Annotated in this window: 16 protein-coding genes; 11 read left to right on the top strand and 5 right to left on the bottom strand. The window is 63.3% G+C overall.

Annotated features, from left to right (window positions below; genetic code table 11):
• Positions 1-193 precede the first annotated feature (193 nt).
• A complete protein-coding gene (locus H163_RS0116185; RefSeq protein WP_019965653.1) occupies positions 194-1159 on the top strand; it encodes an efflux RND transporter periplasmic adaptor subunit in 966 nt (321 codons plus the stop codon).
• A complete protein-coding gene (locus H163_RS0116180; protein ID WP_019965652.1) occupies positions 1156-4392 on the top strand; it encodes an efflux RND transporter permease subunit in 3237 nt (1078 codons plus the stop codon). The genes H163_RS0116185 and H163_RS0116180 overlap by 4 nt, the downstream gene beginning before the upstream one ends.
• A 58-nt stretch (positions 4393-4450) precedes the next feature.
• Here H163_RS0116180 and H163_RS0116175 read toward each other — a convergent pair whose 3' ends face one another.
• A complete protein-coding gene (locus tag H163_RS0116175) occupies positions 4451-5098 on the bottom strand; it encodes a MarC family protein (protein WP_019965651.1) in 648 nt (215 codons plus the stop codon).
• A 294-nt stretch (positions 5099-5392) separates the two neighbouring features.
• On the opposite strand from H163_RS0116175, the gene gyrA reads away from it, so the two are divergent.
• Together gyrA and H163_RS0116160 are read left to right on the top strand one after the other, a co-directional pair.
• Positions 5393-8143, top strand: a complete 2751-nt coding sequence (gene gyrA / locus H163_RS0116170) for a DNA gyrase subunit A (RefSeq protein WP_019965650.1) — start codon at positions 5393-5395, stop codon at positions 8141-8143.
• An 859-nt stretch (positions 8144-9002) separates the two neighbouring features.
• Positions 9003-10355 (top strand): hypothetical protein, encoded by a 1353-nt coding sequence (locus tag H163_RS0116160; protein WP_019965648.1) that lies wholly within the window; start codon positions 9003-9005, stop codon positions 10353-10355.
• Between the two features lie 157 nt (positions 10356-10512).
• Here H163_RS0116160 and H163_RS0116155 read toward each other — a convergent pair whose 3' ends face one another.
• Both H163_RS0116155 and H163_RS24450 read right to left on the bottom strand, forming a co-directional pair.
• Positions 10513-10872 carry a hypothetical protein gene (locus tag H163_RS0116155; protein ID WP_026355938.1) on the bottom strand — a complete coding sequence of 120 codons (360 nt, stop codon included), beginning with the start codon at positions 10870-10872 and terminating at the stop codon, positions 10513-10515.
• Between the two features lie 211 nt (positions 10873-11083).
• Complete coding sequence (locus H163_RS24450; protein ID WP_019965646.1) at positions 11084-11371, bottom strand: hypothetical protein; 288 nt, start codon at positions 11369-11371, stop codon at positions 11084-11086.
• 274 nt (positions 11372-11645) lie between these two features.
• Between H163_RS24450 and coaD the strand changes: the two genes are divergently transcribed.
• The 5 genes from coaD (at position 11646) to tgt (ending at position 15655) form a co-directional block, all read left to right on the top strand.
• Positions 11646-12164, top strand: a complete 519-nt coding sequence (gene coaD, locus H163_RS0116145) for a pantetheine-phosphate adenylyltransferase (protein WP_019965645.1) — start codon at positions 11646-11648, stop codon at positions 12162-12164.
• 99 nt (positions 12165-12263) lie between these two features.
• Positions 12264-12746: a peptidylprolyl isomerase gene (locus H163_RS0116140; protein WP_019965644.1), complete on the top strand. Its 483-nt coding sequence runs from the start codon at positions 12264-12266 to the stop codon at positions 12744-12746.
• A 95-nt stretch (positions 12747-12841) separates the two neighbouring features.
• On the top strand, positions 12842-13276 hold the full coding sequence (locus H163_RS0116135; RefSeq protein ID WP_051105414.1) for a peptidylprolyl isomerase: 435 nt from the start codon (positions 12842-12844) through the stop codon (positions 13274-13276).
• A gap of 112 nt (positions 13277-13388) precedes the next feature.
• A complete protein-coding gene (gene queA / locus H163_RS23025) occupies positions 13389-14507 on the top strand; it encodes a tRNA preQ1(34) S-adenosylmethionine ribosyltransferase-isomerase QueA (RefSeq protein ID WP_040679096.1) in 1119 nt (372 codons plus the stop codon).
• Positions 14504-15655 (top strand): tRNA guanosine(34) transglycosylase Tgt, encoded by a 1152-nt coding sequence (gene tgt, locus H163_RS0116125; RefSeq protein WP_019965641.1) that lies wholly within the window; start codon positions 14504-14506, stop codon positions 15653-15655. The genes queA and tgt overlap by 4 nt, the downstream gene beginning before the upstream one ends.
• 271 nt (positions 15656-15926) lie before the next feature.
• Here tgt and H163_RS0116120 read toward each other — a convergent pair whose 3' ends face one another.
• Positions 15927-16388, bottom strand: coding sequence for a DUF4864 domain-containing protein (locus H163_RS0116120; RefSeq protein WP_051105412.1), 462 nt, complete (start codon positions 16386-16388; stop codon positions 15927-15929).
• A 157-nt stretch (positions 16389-16545) separates the two neighbouring features.
• The gene (gene galU / locus H163_RS0116115) at positions 16546-17436 is read right to left on the bottom strand and encodes a UTP--glucose-1-phosphate uridylyltransferase GalU (RefSeq protein WP_040679087.1); all 891 of its coding nucleotides are present in this window, start codon (positions 17434-17436) and stop codon (positions 16546-16548) included.
• A gap of 220 nt (positions 17437-17656) precedes the next feature.
• Between galU and kdsA the strand changes: the two genes are divergently transcribed.
• Together kdsA and eno are read left to right on the top strand one after the other, a co-directional pair.
• A complete protein-coding gene (kdsA, locus tag H163_RS0116110; RefSeq protein ID WP_019965638.1) occupies positions 17657-18499 on the top strand; it encodes a 3-deoxy-8-phosphooctulonate synthase in 843 nt (280 codons plus the stop codon).
• A 112-nt stretch (positions 18500-18611) separates the two neighbouring features.
• Positions 18612-19886: a phosphopyruvate hydratase gene (gene eno / locus H163_RS0116105; RefSeq protein WP_019965637.1), complete on the top strand. Its 1275-nt coding sequence runs from the start codon at positions 18612-18614 to the stop codon at positions 19884-19886.
• The last annotated feature ends 522 nt before the right edge of the window (positions 19887-20408 follow it).

Below are 20408 nucleotides of genomic sequence, written 5' to 3'. Positions count from 1 at the left end.
GGCCTGGCCAAATATGCCGCCAATCGGCGTTCGGGCGGGCACTGGCATACCGGGAATTACACATTGGCAGGGCTGAGGCTTATCTTTATATTTTCAAAATAATGAAAATATGGGAATCCCAATGCCCGCTTCGACTTGCCCCTTTCCGCCCGCGCGTTCGCGCAGCGTTTGTGATCCTCAGCGCCTGATCTGTATGGCCGCTGTCATTGCCGCCTTGCTGCTGCCCGCGGGGGCTGGTGCGGCTGATCTGGCGGTCCAGCCGCTGGAGGTGACCGACTGGAAGGCGGTCTATGCGACCGTCGAACCGGCCGTCCGGGTGCCGGTGCGGGCCCGCACGCAAGGCACGGTGACGGAACTGGCCGTGAAAGAGGGCGACGCCCTGCAGGCCGGTCAGAGGATCGGCCGTATCGTCGATGAGAAGCTGGCGCTGCGGCGGCAGGCGCTCAGCGCCCAGATTGCGGCAGCGCAGTCCGAAGCGGCCAATCTGGAGACGGAGGCGGGCCGGGCGCGGCAGCTGCTGGCGCGCGGCACTATCTCGCAGGCCCGTGTCGATCAGCTGGAAACCCAGCTGGAGGTGGCGCGCAACAGCCTGAGGGCCGCTGAGGCCGGGCGCGACGTGCTGGATCAGCAGGAGCGGGAGGGCGAAATACTGGCTGCGGCCAGCGGTCGAGTCTTGTCCGTGCCCGTTGCGCTTGGGGCGCTGGTGATGCCCGGTGAAACCATCGCCGAAATCGCGCGGGAAGGCTTCATCCTGCGGCTGGAGCTGCCCGAACGCCATGCGGGTCTGATGAAGGCCGGAGACACCCTGCACCTGCCGCAAGAGGCGGGCGCTGCCCGGCGCAGCGGCGAGATCACGCTGGTCTATCCGGAGTTGCGCGGCGGGCGGGTGATTGCCGATGCCTCGGCGCCGGACATGGGCGACTTTTTCGTCGGCGAACGGATTCCGGTCGAGATCGCCACGGGCACCCGAAGCGTTCTGGCCGTGCCGGAGGCGGCGCTGACCACCCGTTACGGGCTTGATTATGTGCAGCTGCGCCGCAAGGACGGCAGCGCTGCGGCCATCACCGTGCAGCGCGGACAGGTGTTCGAAACGCAGGATGGCCCGCAGGTGGAAGTCCTGAGTGGTCTTGCCGCCGGTGATGTGGTGGTTCTGCCATGAGCCAGACACCCAACGGCATGCCGCCGCAGGCAGGCCTCGGCCTGTCGGGCCACCTGACCGCCGCTTTCATCGCCTCGCCGCTGACGCCGCTGCTGCTCTTTGCCTCGCTGATTGTCGGGCTCATCTCGCTGGCAACGCTGCCGCGCGAGGAAGAGCCGCAGATTTCCGTGCCGATGGTTGACATTCTGGTCAGCGCCGATGGCCTCAAGGCCCCCGATGCGGTCAAGCTCGTCACCGAGCCGCTGGAAACCATCGTCAAGGCCATCAATGGCGTGGAGCATGTCTATAGCCAGACTCAGGATGACCGGGTCATGGTGACGGCCCGGTTTCTGACCGGCACGCCCTCCGACAGCGCCATCCTGCGGGTGCATGAGAAAATCCGCGCCAACATGGACCGCATTCCTTCCGGCATTCCCGAGCCGCTCGTCGTCGGGCGCGGGGTGGATGACGTGGCCATCGTGGTGGCAACGCTCGCCCCGGATGCGGCCTCGGCCGGGACCTGGAGCCCGTCAGCGCTCTACGGCCTGGCGCAGGAAGTGCGCACATCGCTGGCGCGGCTGGATGATGTGGGGCTGACCTATCTGGTGGGCACGGGCCCGGACGAGATCCGGGTGGAGCCGGACCCGGAACGGCTGTCGCGGCTGAATGTGACGCTGGACCAGCTTTTAGGCAAGATCACCAGCGCCAACCGCTCGTTCCTCGCCGGAACCGTGCGGCAGGACGGTGAGGCGCTGCAGGCTGTGGCGGGGCAGACGCTCGGCACCATTCCGGCCATCGGCAACCTGTTGATCACCAGCCGGGATGGACGTCCGGTCTATATCAAGGACGTGGCCACCATCACGGTCGGCGCGGGCACGGAAGACCGTCAGGTCTGGCATTACGGCCGTGACGCGTCCTCCGGCAGCCTCACGCCGGTGCCAGCCGTCTCCATTGCCGTGGCCAAGCGGGCAGGGGCCAATGCGGTGCTGATCGCCGAAGAGGTCCGCGAGCATCTGGAGAGCCTTGAAGGCTCGCTGATCCCGGAGGGTGTTTCCGTCCACATCACCCGCGATTATGGCGAAACGGCCAATGAAAAGGCCAATGAGCTGCTGTTCCATCTGGCGCTGGCCACGGTGTCCATTGTCATTCTGGTGGTGGCGGCCATCGGCTGGCAAGCGGGGCTGGTGGTGGCCATCGTCATTCCCGTAACGATCCTGCTGACGCTCTTTGCCGCCCAGATGATGGGCTACACCATCAACCGGGTTAGCCTGTTTGCGCTGATTTTCGCCATCGGCATTCTGGTGGATGATGCCATCGTGGTGATCGAAAACATTGCCCGCCACTGGGCCATGAATGATGGCCGCAGCCGGGCCACGGCAGCGATTGCCGCTGTGGCGGAGGTTGGCAATCCCACGATCATCGCCACGCTGACGGTGGTGGCCGCCCTGCTGCCGATGATGTTCGTCTCCGGCATGATGGGCCCCTATATGAGCCCGATCCCGGCTGTGGCCTCCGCCGCAATGCTGTTCTCCTTCTTCGTCGCCGTGGTGCTGACGCCCTGGGCCATGCTGAAGATCGCCGGGCGCAAGGCGGGCGAGGGCCATCACGATGCGGCAGACGGGGGCAATCTGGGGCGGATCTTCCGCGCCGCTGCACGGCCTGTGCTGAAGACGCGGGGCCGGGCGCTTGCCTTCCTGCTGCTGGTCGGCGTGGCCACGCTTGCCAGCACGGTGCTGATCTACACCCGGCATGTGACGGTGAAGCTGCTGCCCTTCGACAACAAATCGGAGGTGCAGGTGGTGCTGGACATGCCGGAAGGCACGGCGCTGGAAATGACCGCCCGCCAGTTGGGCGAAGCCGTCCGGCTGCTGGACGGCGTGCCTGAAATCCTGTCGGTGCAGGCCCATGCCGGAACGGCGGCGCCCTTCAACTTCAACGGCCTTGTGCGGCATTACTTCCTGCGCAGCGGGCCGGAACTGGGCGACCTGCAGGTCAATCTCCTGCCGAAGGGCGAGAGGTCCCGCGAGAGCCACGCCATTGCACTCGAAATCCGTCAGCGGCTGGCGGGGCTCGATCTGCCGCGCGGCTCCTCGGTGAAGGTGGTGGAAGTGCCACCCGGACCGCCGGTGATGGCGACGCTGCAGGCGGAGATCTATGGGCCGGACCCTGACACACGCCGGGCCGTGGCCCTAAGGATCGCGGATATCTTCGCCGCCGTGCCCTATATCGTGGACATTGATCTCAGCCAGGGGCTTCCTGCCGGGCGCATCCGCATCGAGATCGACAGCGAGAATCTGGAGTTCCATGGCGTCTCGGAGGCCGATGTTTACCAGACCATCAGCACGCTTCTCGGCGTCACGCCTGCGGGCTATTCGCACCGGGGCGAGGGGCGGGCGCCGCTCGCCATCGTGCTGGCGCTGCCAAAGGCAGACCGTAACCTCGGACAGAGGCTTCTCTCGACGCCCGTGGCCGCCAATGCCATGCCGGGCAGCCGGGGTGTCGTCGAACTGGGCGACGTGGTGCGCCTGACCCGCGAACCGGCGTCCCACCTCATCTACCGCCACAATGGCCGCCCGGCCGAACTGGTGACGGCGGAGCTTGCCGGGGACTTCGAGGCACCCATCTACGGCATGCTGGCGGTGGCGGATGGCATCGATGCCGCAAGCTGGGCAGATCTGCCGAAGCCGCAGATCAGCTATCACGGCCAGCCTGTCAGCGATGACGAAACCGTGCTTCTGTGGGACGGGGAGTGGGAGGTGACCTTCATCACCTTCCGCGACATGGGCGCGGCCTTTGCCGTTGCGCTGCTCGGTATCTACGTGCTGGTGGTGGGGCAGTTCCGCTCCTTCACCCTGCCGCTGGTGATCCTGACGCCGGTGCCACTGACACTCATCGGCATCCTGCTCGGGCACTGGATCTTCGGCGCGCCGTTCTCGGCCACCTCGATGATCGGTTTCATCGCGCTGGCGGGCATCATCGTGCGCAACTCGATCCTGCTGGTGGATTTCATCCGCCATGCCCGCAAGCCGGAACGCTCCCTGCGCGATGTGCTGCTGGAGGCAGGCTCCATCCGCTTCAAGCCGATCCTGCTGACGGCTGTGGCGGCGATGATCGGCGCGGCGGTGATTCTCACCGATCCGATCTTCCAGGGGCTGGCGATTTCGCTGCTCTTCGGCCTTGCATCCTCGACGCTGCTCACCGTGCTGGTGATCCCGGCGATCTATGTGGTGCTGCGGGAGGATGGCCGGGCGTGAGGGAAACGGCCTGAGATGTCCTTGTCTCAGGCCGTATCTTTTCAGGCCGTGATCTTCCTCACGGCGCCATGGCGCCATTGGCAAAGGCAATGACGCCGTCGGCGATGAACTGGATGGAAAGGGCCGCCAGAAGCACGCCCAGAAGCCGGGTGACGACCATCTGCACCGTGTCGCCCATCAGCCGCTCGATCCGGTCGGCCAGCAGGAACGCGCCCATGCAGCAGGCAAGGATGCTGAGGATGACGCCACCGACCCCGGCGTAGGTCGCCGTATCCGGTGCCTGGCTCGACAGCAGGATGACGGCGGAAATGGCCGCAGGACCTGCTATGAGCGGGATGGATAGCGGAAAGACGGCAAGGGCCTGCAGATCCTGCCGGCTGTGCACCACGGCCTTCTCGGCCGTCTCCGACTTGCGCTTGTTGCGGTGGTCGAACACCATTTCAAAGGCGATGGCAAAGAGCAGCAGGCCGCCCGCAACGCGGAAGGCCGGCACGGAAATGCCCAGAAGGTTCAGCACCGTCTGGCCGCTGAAGAAGAAGACGAAGAGAATGGCCCCCGCCGTCAGCGTCGCCCGCACCGCCACGCGGCGCCGGTCGGCGGCCGAGACGCCCGCGGTCAGCGCCAGGAACATGGGCGCCAGACCCACCGGATCGATGGTGACGAAGAGCGTGGCAAATGCGTTCAGGATGAACTCGATCAAGACCATTCCCCCCAAGGATTCCGGTGACCATGTGCTTCTTTATAGCAGCGCAGCGGGCCATTTTGCCCGCATGCTGCCGCATTCTTTTCCGGGGGTTGTGAATTGTCGCTGTAAGTCATTGAAGAGCATGGCGAATATCTGACAGCTCCGGGGCAGAGCGATTTGGAGAGCAGGGCGGAATCGGCTATAAACGGCGCAGCATAAAGAGAGAAGGCGAGCAACTCCTTGGCCGATCAGGATTCAAGTACGCCGGGCGCATCCCTGCCGTCCGACATTCGCCCCGTCTCCATCACGGATGAGATGAAGCGCAGCTATCTCGATTACGCCATGAGCGTGATTGTCAGCCGCGCGCTTCCCGACGTGAGGGACGGGCTCAAGCCTGTTCACCGGCGCATCCTCTATTCGATGCACGAGAACGGCTACGACTGGAACAAGCCCTACCGCAAGTCGGCCCGCGTGGTCGGTGACGTGATGGGTAAATATCACCCGCATGGTGACAGCGCGATCTATGACGCCCTCGTGCGCATGGCGCAGAACTTCTCGCTGCGTCTGCCGCTCATCGACGGGCAGGGCAATTTCGGTTCGGTGGACGGTGACCCGGCTGCGGCCATGCGCTACACCGAGTGCCGTCTGCAGAAGGTTGCCCACACGCTTCTGGATGACATCGACAAGGATACTGTCAATTTCCAGGAGAACTACGACAGCTCCGAGACCGAGCCTGTCGTCCTCCCGGCGAAGTTCCCGAACCTGCTCGTCAATGGCGCAGGCGGCATCGCCGTCGGCATGGCCACCAACATTCCCCCGCACAATCTGGGCGAAGTGATCGACGGCGCCATTGCCGTGATGGAAAATCCGGCGATCAGCCTCGGCGAGCTGATGGAGATCATCCCTGGTCCGGACTTCCCGACCGGCGGCACGATCCTGGGCCGCTCCGGCATCCGTTCGGCCTTTGAAACCGGGCGCGGCTCGCTGGTCATGCGCGGCAAGGTCGAGGTAGAGCAGATCCGCGCCGGGCGCGAGGCGCTGATCGTCACCGAGATCCCCTATCAGGTCAACAAGTCCACGATGATCGAGAAGATCGCCGAACTGGTGCGTGAAAAGCGCATCGAGGGCATCTCCGACATCCGCGACGAAAGCGACCGCCTCGGCATGCGCGTGGTGATCGAGCTGAAGAAGGATGCCGTCGCCGACGTGATCCTGAACCAGCTCTACCGCTTCTCCTCGCTGCAGCAGAGCTTCGGCTGCAACATGGTGGCGCTGAACGGCGGCCGCCCCGAGCTGATGACGCTGATGGACATGCTGAAGGCCTTCGTCGTCTTCCGCGAGGAAGTCATCGGCCGGCGCACCCGCTTCCTGCTGGCCAAGGCGCGCGACCGCGCCCATGTGCTGGTGGGCCTTGCCATCGCCGTTGCCAACATCGACGAGGTGATCCACCTCATCCGCACCGCGCCGGACCCGGCCACCGCCCGCGCCCTGCTGATGGGCCGCGACTGGCCGGCCAAGGATATGGAGCCGCTGGTCCGCCTCATCGACGACCCGCGCCACACCGTCAACGCCGATGGCAGCTACCGGCTTTCCGAGGAACAGGCCCGCGCCATCCTCGACCTGCGCCTGCAGCGCCTGACCGCCCTTGGCCGCGATGAAATCGGCGATGAGCTAAACAAGCTCGGCGACGAGATTTCCGACTATCTGGAAATCCTGCGTTCCCGCGCCCGGGTGCAGCAGATCATCCGCGAGGAACTTCTGTCCATCCGCAACGACTTCGCCACGCCCCGCAAGACGGAGCTGGTGGAAGGCGGCGCGGATCTGGAGGACGAAGACCTCATCCAGCGCGAGGACATGGTGGTCACCGTCAGCCATGGCGGCTACATCAAGCGTGTGCCGCTGGCGACTTACCGCGCCCAGCGCCGGGGCGGCAAGGGCCGCTCGGGCATGGCGACGAAGGACGAGGATTTCGTCACCCGCCTGTTCGTGGCCAACACCCACACGCCGGTGCTGTTCTTCTCCTCGCGCGGCATCGTCTACAAGATGAAGGTCTGGCGCCTGCCGCTGGGCGGCCCCACGTCGCGTGGCAAGGCGCTGATCAACATGCTGCCGCTGGAGCCCGGCGAGCAGATCTCCTCGATCATGCCGCTGCCGGAGAACGAGGACACCTGGGGCGATCTGGACGTGATGTTCGCCACGACGCGCGGCACCGTGCGCCGGAACAAGCTGTCCGACTTCACCCAGATCAACCGCTCCGGCAAGATCGCCATGAAGCTGGAAGAGGGCGACGGCATTGTCGGCGTCTTCACCTGCACCGAGCATGACGATGTGATGCTGACGACGGCGGCCGGCCAGTGCATCCGCTTCCCCGTCTCCGATGTGCGCGTCTTTGCGGGCCGCAACTCGGTCGGTGTGCGCGGCATCAATCTGGCCGACGATGACCGCCTGATCTCCATGACGATCCTGCGCCACTTCAACGCCACCTCGGAAGAGCGTGCCGCCTATCTGAAGCTCCGCCGCCTGATGCGCGGGGAGGCCGATGACGCGGGCAGCGAAGCCGTGGCCGAGGACGGCGAGGAAGCCGCAGCAGGCGAACTGCCGCAGGAGCGTTACGCAGAAATGAGCGCGGCGGAACAGGTGATCCTCACCGTCTCCGAAAACGGCTACGGCAAGCGCACCTCGTCCTTCGAGTACCGGGTGACCGGACGCGGCGGCAAGGGCATCACGGCCATGGCGGTGAACAAGCGCAACGGCCCGCTGATTGCCTCCTTCCCCGTGGAAGACCGCGACCAGATCATGCTGGTGACCGACGGCGGCCAGCTGATCCGCTGCCCGGTTGACGGCATCCGCGTCGCCGGCCGCGCCACCCAGGGCGTCATCGTCTTCAACACCGCCGATGACGAAAAGGTCGTCGCCGTGGAACGCGTCAGCGAGGAAGACGACAGCGAAGACGCCGTGGACGGCATCGCCGTTGAGGGTGCTGCCGGTGAGGGCGCTGCCCCGGAAGCTGGTGGTGGTGACGCTGGCGGTGAGGACGCTGCCCCGGAGGCTGGCGGCGAAGACTAAGCCGCACGGTGTTCTCGCTGAAACGAACAAGGGCCGTCCCGTGTGGGCGGCCCTTTTGCCTTGCATGGCCACCTCTCCATCGTCATCCTCGGCCTTGTGCCGGGGATCTATACAAATCAATAGTTGCAGATGGCCGGGAGAAGCCCGGCCATGACGGAGGAGCCGATCTCCTGCTTTGTTATCGCGCTCCGGGCTGTCCCATGCGGGCGGTCTTTCGCTTTCTTGCGCCTCTTCTCTCTCCCACCTCCATCGTCATCCCGATGCGCCCCGCGCGATCCGGGACCGGTGAGTCGGGGTATAAGTTGGTTGTCCCAAGAGCCAGAGCCGCAAGACCGTGGCTCACCGGTCCCGGATCTCCGCTCCGCTGCGTCCGGGATGACGATGGAGAGGTAGGGTGGGGAAAAAAAACGCATGGCCTCACGTGTGAGCCAGCAAAACCCCAAGCCTGGGTACGCCTTCAGGGCCATCCAATATGTGCGGCCCCGAGGATGATGGCAAAGCAGGCCTTCTTCTCTTTCGTCATGGCCGGGCTTGTCCCGGCCATCTGCAAGCCATTGACTTTTGCAGATCCTCGGCACAAGGCCGAGGATGACGATGGAGAGGCCGAAGGTGTGTCAACAATCTGAGGGCCGTTCTGTGTGGGCAGCTCTAACTCCTTCGCGCCGCTCATCTCCCACCCCTCCATCGTCTTCCCGGACGCGCCCTGCGCGATCCGGGACCGGTGAGCCGGGGTGTTGATTGGTTTTGTCTGATGGTCAAGCAGATAGCCCGTGGCTCACCGGTCCCGGATCTCCGCTCCGCTGCCGCTGTTAATCGTTTTCTCTCGACGTCTCGGACATAATTAGAATAGCTTTTGGCTATGAAGCCTGTTCTCTACCACTACGAAGAAATTGTCCGCGAACTTAAGCGACTTGAAGACAAAGAGCCTCCCTTCGATGACGAGGACGGCGACCTATCGTTCCCTAGCATCATCGGTTTGTCGGACGGTCGCCAAGTTTTTGTAAGCGCCAAAATCGATAAAGCGATCGCTGCGATAGCGCGCAAGGCGCGTTCCAACGCGCCGGGAATAAAGTTTGCTTATTCACAAGCCGACTGGACGGCCACCGTTCGCAAAATATTTGGCGACCCATTATCAGCTCTCGAGCTTTCCGATACCAATGAAATAGCAGGGGAATGGCTGAAACGTCAGATCAATGCCTCGATTGCGCAGCTGAAACTGATAAAGCCACCGTCCGTTGAACTTGCTTTCGGGACGACGTGGATCAATGTTGAGCACTCGTCCTTTGAAGTCGGTCCTGCAAGAGTCGAATCCCGCGACATGTGGGCGATGCGTCTTCAGGAGAAGGGGCAGATCTCCAAAAAGACACTGAAACGTCTCCAGGAAGTTTGGGCTGGTAAGAAAATAAAGGCTCGCAAACCCAGCTGGGAACAGCATGCGGAACGTTCCATCATTGATGCGGTGGGAGGCGCTCCTTTTGTTATTAGCGTTGTACTACAAGGTTTCTCTTCGAGTTTTGCCGAAGACCGGGGCGCTCGTATAGCCCGTTTGCTCCAGACAGCCGTGTCGCTCATGTGGAACAAGCCATCCAATGTGTTGCGTGGCTTGCATCTGAGTTACGACGATCTGCCTTCACGGCGTGTCTTGCTGTGGCTATCTGACAACGGCCCGGTTTCAGCAAGCTACAAACGGCAAAGCATGCCCTCCGGGCCACGAATGGACCTCAAGGACTTCCAGCTTCAACTTGAAAGCAACCGCCCGATGTTGCGCCAGATCGGCGCTATAGCAACATACATCGCGACGGGGATATCCGATCAAAAGCAAATCGATGTAATCCAGAAGCTGGAGATCGCGTTGCGCTGGTTTTACGAAGGTTGTCGAGCCGATGAGAGTCTCCTAGCGGTCACACATTTTGCGTCTACTTTGGATACATTGGCGGGTGCTGGTGGCGATAAAGGCATACTGTCGCTGCTGTGTGTACGTACAGGGCTGAGGGATGATGCGCTAATACACGCGGATGGATTGACTACAGCACAGATCGTCCGGGACATTTATGGTACGGCGAGAAGTCAGTTTTTGCACGGTAGCACCAAGGCGCATCTAGAAGACTGGACATGGTTGCGTCCATTCGCAGAGCAACTCGCCCGTCGAGCACTTGTTGCCTGCCTTTTCGACCTCGACAAAAAACCATCTCTTGTCGACTTTACAAAATGAAATGAGCTTAGAATTTCGCTGGAGAGCTGCGGGTGAGGCTCAAGTCAAAGGGCAGGAATGCCCCATCCCCAAACAAAAAGGCGGATGAGGCTGCTGCTCTCATCCGCCTTCAGTCGCGGGGGGAAGTTTGGGGGAGGGAGGAGGTCTGGGGTGGGGATCAGCCTTCGATCGGGGTCCGCACGAGGACTGAAACCGGGCCGCCGGGGCGCTGTTCCACTGTGGTGGTGGAGATGGAGCGCACCGTGCGTTCGCCGTTGAGGGTGGCGAGGCAGGCGGCGGACCAGTTGCCCCAGCTCTGGCCATCACAGGCGGCTGGAAGGCTGGCTTCGACCCGGTTGCCCTTGGTGGCCTGAGCGGTCTGGGTGGTTTCGAACTGGGCGAAGGCCAGCGCCACGGAGGCAAAGACGCCGAGGATGGCCAGCGCAAAAAGTCCGGCAACTCCTGCGAAGCTCAACTTGGCAATGTTGAAGCTGGCGGTAACGGAAACATGCGGTGTAAAGCTGTGCTGCGTCGTCATCTGGCTCTCTCCTGCCATCTGGTCAGGTTGTGAGAGCATAACACCTCAGAAACGGCTTTGGTTCCGTGACCGGCATCACAAGTTGTCACGAAAAAGCTGCAGGCCGCCACGATCCTGCCGGAGCTTACCTTGGGTCAGATCCGGATCGGGCGGCCTGCTGCCATGATGAGAGCGCCAGAATTCAGAGAGCCAGAATTCAGAGCGCCGGAATTCAGAGAGCCGGGCCGCCGTTGCGCGGCCGGTCGTCGCGGGCGCGGTAGGAGCAGGCCGGCTCTTCCTTCAGGAACTTCAGTTCGGCGCAACCGTAAGGGTCCTTCACCAGCGCCTTGCCGGGCGTGACGGGCAGAGGCGCTGCAGGAGCGGCAATCGTTTCGAGGCGGGCAATGCCCGCGCCCATGAGGAGGACAAGTCCGGCCAGCGCCGCCAGCCAGAAAGCAACAGGAGTTGAGACGCGCGAAAAGAGCCCGTCTCTCAGGGAGGAGAGGAATGTCGTGTTCATGATGGGTGGGATATGGGCCTGTTCGGGCCCCGTGTCCAGCCAAGCTGGCTAAACAAATTGTCAACGTTATGTGAACACGTTGAAACTGCGTTCAGTGAACGGCAGGCGGGTTTCAGGTGCCGGAAACGCAGCGTCATGCCAAGTCTTCCGGAGCTGATGCATCACGCCTCGAAATGTCTCATGCGCCGCACCGGCGCGAGGCCGCTGGCAAAGCAAGTGCTCTCTGACGCCGCACCGGCTTGCCCGCCAATGCCAAGGGCGCTATCACTTTGCCATGACACGTACCGCCCTTTACGCCGGATCCTTTGATCCCATCACCAACGGCCATCTCGATGTGCTTGTGCAGGCGCTCAGCCTTGCGGACAAGGTCATCGTTGCCATTGGTGTCCACCCCGGCAAGACGCCGATGTTCTCCTTCGAGGAACGGGCGGATCTGATCCGCGCCTGTGTGGCGGACCGGCTCGGGGCAGGGGCGGGGGAGCGGGTGTCCGTTCTGTCCTTCAGCGGGCTTGTGGTGGAAACGGCGAAGGCCGAGGGCGCCGGCATGCTCATCCGCGGCCTGCGCGACGGCACGGATTTCGACTACGAGATGCAGATGGCGGGCATGAACGGCACCATGGTGCCCGAAGTTCATACCGTTTTTCTTCCTGCTTCACCGGGTGTGCGTCACATCACTGCCACGCTTGTGCGTCAGATCGCGCGCATGGGCGGTGATATCACCCCCTTTGTCCCGGCACCGGTTGCAGGCCCGCTTGCGGCCCGGGCTGCGGCCCGGGCTGCGGAAAAGGGCTGAGCGTTCAGCCGTTCCAGTTTTTTGTTGCATCAGGAGCATCGCGTGAAACGCATTATTGCTTGCCTTGCGGTCATCATGTCGCTCGTCCTCGCCCCCGCGATGCCGCAGGCGCAGACCCTCGACCCTCAGAACACCCTTTATCTGGATCTGAAGGATGGCCGCGTCGTCATCCGCCTGCGTCCGGACATTGCGCCCAATCATGTGGAGCGAATCAAGAAGCTGACCCGCGCAGGCTTCTATGACGGTCAGATCTTCCACCGCGTCATCGACGGCTTCATGGCCCAGACGGGTGACCCCACCGGCACCGGCATGGGCGGATCGGACGAGCCGGATCTCGCCGGCGAGTTTACCGCCACGCCCTTCAAGCGCGGCACGCTCGGCATGGCCCGCGCCGCATCGCCCAACAGCGCCAATTCGCAGTTCTTCATCATGTTTGCCGATGGCGACTGGCTGAACCGCCAGTACACGGTCTGGGGCGAAGTGGTCGAAGGCATGGAATTCGTCGACAAGATTGCCAAGGGCGAGCCGCCCGCCAACCCGGACAAGATCATCAAGATGACGGTTGCTGCCGACGCGGGTTGACCGCGGCGCTGTGCAGGCTAAAACCCGTTCATACACAAGCATCCGAACTGGAGATCCAAGTGGCAGACTACAAGGACAGCGAAAACACGCTCCTGATGGAAACGACCAAGGGAGCCGTGGTCATTGAAATGCGTCCGGACCTTGCGCCGGCCCACGTGGCCCGCATCAAGGAACTGGTCCGCGAGGGCTTTTACAACGGCATCGTCTTCCACCGCGTGATCGAGGGCTTCATGGCCCAGACCGGCTGCCCGCATGGCACCGGCACCGGCGGTTCGGGCAAGAAGCTGAAGGCCGAATTCTCCAAGGAGAAGCACAAGCGCGGCACCTGCTCCATGGCCCGCGCCATGGACCCGAACTCCGGCGACAGCCAGTTCTTCATCTGCTTCACCGACGCGCCCTGGCTCGATGGCCAGTATACCGTCTGGGGTGAGGTGATCTCCGGCATGGAAAACATCGACCAGATCAAGCGCGGCGAGCCGGTCCGTGACCCGGACAGCATCGTGTCGCTGAAGGTTGCGGCGGACGCCTGATTTTCGTATGAGCCGGGAAACCGGCATCATGTTGCGCGGGCGTGGCGGATCGGATCTGCCGCGCCCGATTGCTTGTGCCCTTGCTCCGACACCGTTGCTGAAGAACCGCCCCATGCGCGTTGACGATTTCGACTTCGACCTGCCGCCCGAGCGTATCGCCCTGAGGCCCGCCCGGCCGCGTGATGCGGCGCGCATGCTGCTGGTGCGCCCGCAGGGCGGGCCTGTGCTGGAGGACCGGGGCGTGCTCGATCTGCCTGCGCTGCTGCAGCCCGGTGACGCGCTTGTCTTCAACAACACCAAGGTGATCCCGGCGCAGCTGGAAGGCACGCGCCAGCGCGGTGAGGCCATCGCCACCATTGGCGCCACGCTGCATCTGCGTGCCGGTGCCGGCCGCTGGTGGGCCTTCGTCCGCCCGGCCAAAAAGCTGGTGCCCGGTGACCGGGTGCGCTTTGGTGCGGCCAGTGAGGGCGTGGCCTGCATGGCCAGTGTGCTGGATGCGACAGTGGCGGAGAAAAAGGACACGGGCGAAGTGCTCTTCGTCTTTGATCTTTCGGGGCCGGATCTCGACGCCGCCATCCACGCCACCGGCCACATTCCGCTGCCGCCCTATATCGCAGCCAAGCGCGGCGAAGATGCGCAGGACCGGGAAGACTACCAGACCATCTATGCGGAAAAGGAAGGCGCCGTGGCGGCACCGACTGCGGGCCTCCATTTCACCCCGCGCCTGTTCGAGATGCTGGATGCACGCGGCATCGAGCGCCACACGGTGACGCTGCATGTGGGGGCCGGCACCTTTCTGCCGGTGAAGGCCGATGACACGGACGAGCACGAGATGCACGCCGAATGGGGCGAGATTTCCGGCGAAACCGCTGCGGCGCTGAAGGCGGTGCGGGCGCGGGGCAACAAGGTGGTTGCCGTGGGCACCACTTCGCTGCGCATTCTGGAGAGCGCCGCGCAAGGGCCCGGCGGGCTTGCCGCCTTCCGGGGCGAGACCCGCATCTTCATCACGCCGGGCTACCGCTTCCGCGCCATTGATGCGCTGATGACCAATTTCCACCTGCCGCGCTCGACGCTGTTCATGCTGGTGTCCGCCCTCAGCGGCCTCGAGACCATGCGCGCGGCCTATGCCCATGCGATTGCCGATGGCTACCGGTTTTACAGCTATGGCGACAGCTCGCTGCTGTTTCCTGCCGCCGGAAGCATCGCCGCCCACGACGAGACCGACCGATGACCGGTGACACCCAGCGCTTTTCCTTCCGCCTGCTTGCGAACGATGGCATGGCCCGGCGCGGGGAGATCACCACGCCGCACGGCCTTGTGCGCACGCCTGCCTTCATGCCCGTGGGCACGCAGGCAACCGTCAAGGCCATGTACACCGATCAGGTGCGGGAGCTTGGCGCCGATGTGGTGCTGGGCAACACCTATCACCTGATGCTGCGCCCCGGTGCCGAGCGCGTGGCGCGCCTCGGCGGCCTGCATCACTTCATGAAGTGGCCGCACACGATCCTGACCGATTCAGGCGGCTTTCAGGTCATGTCGCTGGCGCAGTTGCGCAAGCTGGACGAGACGGGCGTGAAGTTCCAGAGCCATATCGATGGCCAGCGCTATCACCTGACGCCGGAACGCTCCGTCGAAATTCAGGGGCTGCTGGGCTCGGACATCCAGATGCAGCTGGACGAATGCATCGGCCTGCCGGCCCCTGAAAAGGAAGTGCAGCGGGCGATGGAACTGTCGCTCCGCTGGGCCGAGCGCTCGCGCGCCAAGTTCGAGGCCATGGGCGGCGTTGAAAAGGGGCAAGGGCTCTATGGCATCGTGCAGGGCGGCGACGTGCCGCATCTGCGCATCCGCTCCGCCGAAAGTCTCGCGGCCATGCCTTTCGAGGGCTATTCGGTCGGCGGCCTTGCCGTGGGCGAGCCGCAGGAGGTGATGCTGCGCATGCTGGAAGTCACCACACCGGTGATGCCGGTGGACAAGCCGCGCTATCTGATGGGCGTCGGCACGCCGGACGACATTCTGGAGAGCGTCGCCCGCGGCATCGACCAGTTCGACTGCGTGATGCCGACCCGCGCCGGCCGCCATGGCCTTGCCTTCACCCGCCGCGGCAAGATCAACCTGAAGAATGCCCGCCATGCGGATGATCCGCGCCCGCTGGACGAGGAAAGCGACTGCCCGGCCGCGCGTGAGTATTCGCGCGCCTATCTGCATCATCTGGTGAAGGCAGGCGAGGGGCTGGCGGCCATGCTGCTGACCTGGAACAACCTTGCCTATTACCAGCAGCTCATGCAGGGCATGCGCGATGCCATCGAGGCCGGCCGCTTCGAGGACCACCGCCTCAGCGTCAAGGAAGGCTGGGCCAGGGGCGACCTGCCGCCGCTGTGAGGGGATGGCGTGGCTCGCTGCCTGCTTCGCCATTTTGCAGCCCACCTCACACTTTCCGCGCCGCCCCGGCCTTGTGCCGGGGCCTGTGATGTGCGTACCGCGTTCGCCCCCCTTCGGACGTTAGGTCTGGTACCCGCAGGCTAGGCATGCAATCTTACGCGACTGCGTCCCTCACAGGTCCCGGCACAAGGCCGGGACGGCGCGTGAGGTGGGGATGGGGCCCTAGTGTTTGCCCGATGCGTCGCAGGCCGGCTCACGTCCAAAGAAAACCTCAGGCCTGAAAGCCCTTGTCCTTGCGCAGGATGCAGCCGGAGATGCCCCAGGTGCCGTCTTCCCGCTGTGCGAAGGAATAGAGCGCCAGCCAGTCATCCCCATCGGGACCGGTGACGAAGACCTCCTGAACGGGGCCGTTCTTGGTCTGGCGCAGCTTGCCGAAGCTGACGCTCTTCGGCCGGTAGACCGGCATATAGACCTCCTTCACCATGTTGATGAAGATGTCCGGCGTCATGAACTGCTGCTGCAATCCGGGCGTCGCAAAAGAAAAGGCCCCCGCAGCGTCATTGCGCCGGAAGGCCTGCATCTGCTGCTGGATGAGCTGGCGGAACTCCTGGCCCGAGGCGTCTTCGGCCTGAACCGCCTGAGGCCCGAGCCTCAGCGCTGCCGGGTCCGGGGACAGCAAAAGGCCCAGACTGCCGCATAAAACCCACATCACCCTTCTGGCCACCTTGTTCATGGCGCGTCTCCTCGCGTGTGGAACATGATGAGACTACGCCAGAAAACGGAAATGGGATCTGCCTGTTTCGTCACGTTTTCGGGAGGAGAGTGGGTGTGTGCAGAGAAAAGGGGCGGATTGCTCCGCCCCTTGAAATGCTCTGCTGCCGGAGTGCCGTTTATTCGGCGGCCTTGGCGCGGGTCAGGTCGGACATGATCGTCATCAGCTCGCCGGAAATGTCGGACTGTTCCAGGCCGAAGGCGATGTTGGCGGCGATGAAGCCGATCTTGGAGCCGCAGTCATAGGAGCGGCCCTCGAACTGCAGCGAGGTGAAGGTCTGGTTCTCCATCAGCCTGATCATGCTGTCGGTCAGCTGGATTTCACCGCCTGCGCCCTTCTCCTGTTCGGAGAGCAGCTTGAAGATTTCCGGCTGCAGGATGTAGCGGCCGGTGATCATCAGGTTGGACGGGGAGGTGCCCGGAGCCGGTTTTTCCACCATGCCTTCGATCGGCATGGCGCGGTTGCGCGGGCCATTGGCCAGCTTGACGATGCCGTACTGGTGGGTCTGGTCTTCCGGCACTTCTTCAACGGCGATGACGTTGCCGCCGCGCTCGTTGTAGACGTCCACCATCTGGGCAAGGCAGCTCTTCTGCGACTTGACGATCACGTCCGGCAGCAGGATGGCGAAGGGCTCGTCGCCGATGATGTCACGGGCGCACCAGATGGCGTGGCCAAGGCCCAGCGGCTCCTGCTGGCGGGTGAAACTGGTGGAGCCCGCATCCGGGCGGATCTTGTCGAGAAGCTCCAGCGCGGCGGCCTTGTTGCGGCGGCGCAGGGTGTCTTCCAGCTCGTAATTGATGTCGAAATGATCCTCGATGACGTGCTTGTTGCGGCCTGTCACGAAAACAATGTGCTCGATACCGGCAGCGCGGGCTTCGTCCACCACATGCTGGATGATCGGGCGGTCAACAATTGTGAGCATCTCCTTCGGAACGGCCTTGGTCGCGGGGAGAAAACGCGTACCGAGACCTGCCACCGGCAATACGGCCTTGCGGATCGGTCTGCTCATGAAATACTCCTGAAACACGTGGACTGTTTGTCCGGTCAATATGCTACCGGTTGCTCACGCTGGCGCCGAAACATGGCAAGATTGCAAGCAACACCTTCTGAATATCAAATTTTTCGCAAATGCGAAACGGGGTTGCTTGTGGCGCTGTGCTGTTGCGGCTGGGGCAAAAGGCCTGTATGCAGACCCCCGTTGGCCCCTACGCCCAAAGGATGATCTGCACATGGTGACTCCGAACAAGGAAGTCGTTGTTGGCAACGTCACATTCTCCAATGACGCGCCTTTCTCCCTCATTGCCGGTCCCTGCCAGATGGAAAGCCGCGCCCACGCGCTGGAGATGGCAGCGGCGGTAAAGGAAATCGCCGGAAATCTCGGCATTCCCGTTGTTTTCAAGAGCTCTTTCGACAAGGCAAACCGCACCTCTCTGACGGGCAGGCGCGGCATTGGCCTCAAGGAAGCCCTGCCGGTTTTCGCCGAAGTGCGCGAGACATTCGGCATGCCGGTGATCACCGACATCCACAACGAGGCCCAGTGTGCGCCGGTTGCGGAAGTTGTTGATATCCTTCAGATCCCCGCCTTCCTCTGCCGCCAGACGGACCTTCTCGTCGCCGCTGCCCTGACGGGGCGGACTGTGAATGTGAAGAAGGGCCAGTTCCTGGCGCCTTGGGACATGGCCAATGTGCTGGCCAAGATCGTCGAGAGCGGCAATCCGAATGTGCTGCTCACCGAGCGCGGCGCCTCCTTCGGCTATAATACGCTTGTCACGGACATGCGCTCTCTTCCCATCATGGCGCGCACCGGTGCGCCGGTGGTGTTTGATGCCACCCACTCGGTTCAGCAGCCGGGCGGGCAGGGGGCTTCCACAGGCGGTGACCGCACCATGGTGCCGGTTCTCGCCCGTGCAGCCGCCGCTGCAGGTATTGCAGGGCTCTTCCTCGAAACCCATGACGACCCGGACAATGCTCCGTCCGATGGTCCGAACATGGTGCCGCTGAAGGATCTGGGCGCACTGCTGAAGACGGTGCGCGACATTGACCGCGTGGTGAAGGCCGCCGCGCAGTCCTGAGTTTGCTCCTGCGGCTGACTGCCGCTTGCAGCGTTGAAATGGCCGGGCGAATGTCCGGAACCTACCTTGCCCGTGCCGGAAGGCCGGCCGGGCTGATCTCGAGGAGATACGAATGACCGCCATTGTCGATATCACGGCGCGCGAAATTCTGGACAGCCGCGGCAATCCGACCGTTGAAGTGGACGTGCTGCTGGAAGACGGCGCCTTTGGCCGCGCCGGCGTGCCTTCCGGTGCTTCGACCGGTGCGCATGAGGCTGTCGAGCTGCGCGACGGCGGCTCCCGTTACCTGGGCAAGGGCGTGCTGAAGGCCGTCGATGCCGTCAACGGCGAGATCTTCGACACCATCGGTGGCCTTGATGCGGAAGACCAGATCCACATCGACCAGACCATGATCGAGCTGGACGGCACCCCGAACAAGGCCCGTCTCGGCGCCAACGCCATCCTCGGCGTGTCGCTCGCCGTTGCCAAGGCTGCTGCCCAGTCCTCCGGCCTGCCGCTCTACCGCTATGTCGGCGGCGCGTCTTCCCGCCTGCTGCCGGTGCCGATGATGAACATCATCAACGGCGGCGCCCATGCGGACAACCCGATCGACTTCCAGGAATTCATGATCATGCCGGTGGGCGCGGAGAACTTTTCCGAGGCGCTGCGCATGGGTGCGGAAGTGTTCCACACGCTGAAGAAGGCCCTGAAGGACGCCGGTCACAACACCAACGTGGGTGACGAAGGCGGCTTTGCGCCGAACCTCGAATCGACCGACGCTGCCATCGGCTTCGTCATGAAGGCCATCGAGAAGGCCGGTTACAAGCCGGGTGAGGACATCTACCTCGCGCTCGACGCCGCTTCCACCGAGTTCTACAAGGACGGCAAGTACGTTCTGGCCGGTGAAGGCAAGACGCTCGACTCGGACCAGATGGCCGCTTACCTCGCCGACCTCTCCGCCCGTTACCCGATCATCTCCATCGAAGACGGCATGGCCGAAGACGACTGGGCCGGCTGGAAGGCCGTGACCGAGCTGTGCGGCAACCGCGTGCAGCTGGTGGGCGACGACCTGTTCGTGACCAACACCAGCCGTCTGCGCCAGGGCATTGCCAGCGCCACCGCAAACTCGATCCTCGTGAAGGTGAACCAGATCGGCTCCCTGACCGAGACGCTGGACGCCGTGGAAACCGCCCACAAGGCCGGTTACACCGCCGTCATGTCGCACCGTTCGGGCGAAACCGAGGACGCAACCATTGCCGACCTCGCGGTTGCCACCAACTGCGGGCAGATCAAGACCGGCTCGCTGGCCCGTTCCGACCGGCTTGCCAAGTACAACCAGCTGCTGCGCATCGAGCAGGAACTGGGCTCCCAGGCCCGTTTCGCCGGCCGCTCCATCCTGAAGGCCTGATTGGCCTGACGGCTTGATCAGTCTAAAGGACTGCTGAGTTTCAGGCCCCCGGGACCGGAAGGTTCCGGGGGTTTTTGTCTCTCTTTTCTCGAGTTTTCTGCACAAGCAACCATTCCGGGTGGGTGGGGCCTCTATAGGCCGCAAACACCTGACAGGTCCCGGCACAAGGCCCATACGCGCTAACTTATGAATTTCATTGATTGGTATTTTCGCTTTTTTCTTGTCGGCTCTCGCAGGTGCCGGTCGATCTTTTGGATGTTTGCACGGATCTGAGCGATGGTTGGCTGCACGATGATTGTGTTTCGCAGCCACGCGGTCAGTTTCTTGAGGCGCCGCCACACAGTGGGGCTTGTCAGGCGCCCTTGGCTGAGTGTGGAGAGACCTCGAACTCGCTGGTGAGCGGTTCGAGCAGCAAAGCCATGATCAGGTGGGCCAGAACCCAGGGTCTGGCGGACGTTTCACTTGTTCCGGGCGGGGTTTTGAGGCCGATCAGGCTTTTCAGGCGCTTGAAGGCCAGTTCGA

This window comes from Pannonibacter phragmitetus DSM 14782, assembly GCF_000382365.1.
Classification (GTDB): Bacteria; Pseudomonadota; Alphaproteobacteria; order Rhizobiales; family Stappiaceae; genus Pannonibacter; species Pannonibacter phragmitetus.
Note: the sequence above shows the minus strand (reverse complement) of the source record. Positions and strands in the feature narration are given on the sequence as shown.

What these genes read in the sequence shown, in the direction of transcription:
- H163_RS0116135 (WP_051105414.1), top strand. Translation starts at nt 12,842, where the DNA reads ATGGAAACGACCAAGGGAGCCGTGGTCATTGAAATGCGTCCGGACCTT.
- H163_RS0116140 (WP_019965644.1), top strand. Translation starts at nt 12,264, where the DNA reads ATGCCGCAGGCGCAGACCCTCGACCCTCAGAACACCCTTTATCTGGAT.
- galU (WP_040679087.1), bottom strand. Translation starts at nt 17,436, where the DNA reads ATGAGCAGACCGATCCGCAAGGCCGTATTGCCGGTGGCAGGTCTCGGT.
- coaD (WP_019965645.1), top strand. Translation starts at nt 11,646, where the DNA reads ATGACACGTACCGCCCTTTACGCCGGATCCTTTGATCCCATCACCAAC.
- tgt (WP_019965641.1), top strand. Translation starts at nt 14,504, where the DNA reads ATGACCGGTGACACCCAGCGCTTTTCCTTCCGCCTGCTTGCGAACGAT.
- queA (WP_040679096.1), top strand. Translation starts at nt 13,389, where the DNA reads ATGCGCGTTGACGATTTCGACTTCGACCTGCCGCCCGAGCGTATCGCC.
- gyrA (WP_019965650.1), top strand. Translation starts at nt 5,393, where the DNA reads ATGAAGCGCAGCTATCTCGATTACGCCATGAGCGTGATTGTCAGCCGC.
- H163_RS24450 (WP_019965646.1), bottom strand. Translation starts at nt 11,371, where the DNA reads ATGAACACGACATTCCTCTCCTCCCTGAGAGACGGGCTCTTTTCGCGC.
- H163_RS0116160 (WP_019965648.1), top strand. Translation starts at nt 9,003, where the DNA reads ATGAAGCCTGTTCTCTACCACTACGAAGAAATTGTCCGCGAACTTAAG.
- kdsA (WP_019965638.1), top strand. Translation starts at nt 17,657, where the DNA reads ATGGTGACTCCGAACAAGGAAGTCGTTGTTGGCAACGTCACATTCTCC.
- H163_RS0116185 (WP_019965653.1), top strand. Translation starts at nt 194, where the DNA reads ATGGCCGCTGTCATTGCCGCCTTGCTGCTGCCCGCGGGGGCTGGTGCG.
- H163_RS0116120 (WP_051105412.1), bottom strand. Translation starts at nt 16,388, where the DNA reads ATGAACAAGGTGGCCAGAAGGGTGATGTGGGTTTTATGCGGCAGTCTG.
- H163_RS0116180 (WP_019965652.1), top strand. Translation starts at nt 1,156, where the DNA reads ATGAGCCAGACACCCAACGGCATGCCGCCGCAGGCAGGCCTCGGCCTG.
- H163_RS0116175 (WP_019965651.1), bottom strand. Translation starts at nt 5,098, where the DNA reads ATGGTCTTGATCGAGTTCATCCTGAACGCATTTGCCACGCTCTTCGTC.
- eno (WP_019965637.1), top strand. Translation starts at nt 18,612, where the DNA reads ATGACCGCCATTGTCGATATCACGGCGCGCGAAATTCTGGACAGCCGC.
- H163_RS0116155 (WP_026355938.1), bottom strand. Translation starts at nt 10,872, where the DNA reads ATGACGACGCAGCACAGCTTTACACCGCATGTTTCCGTTACCGCCAGC.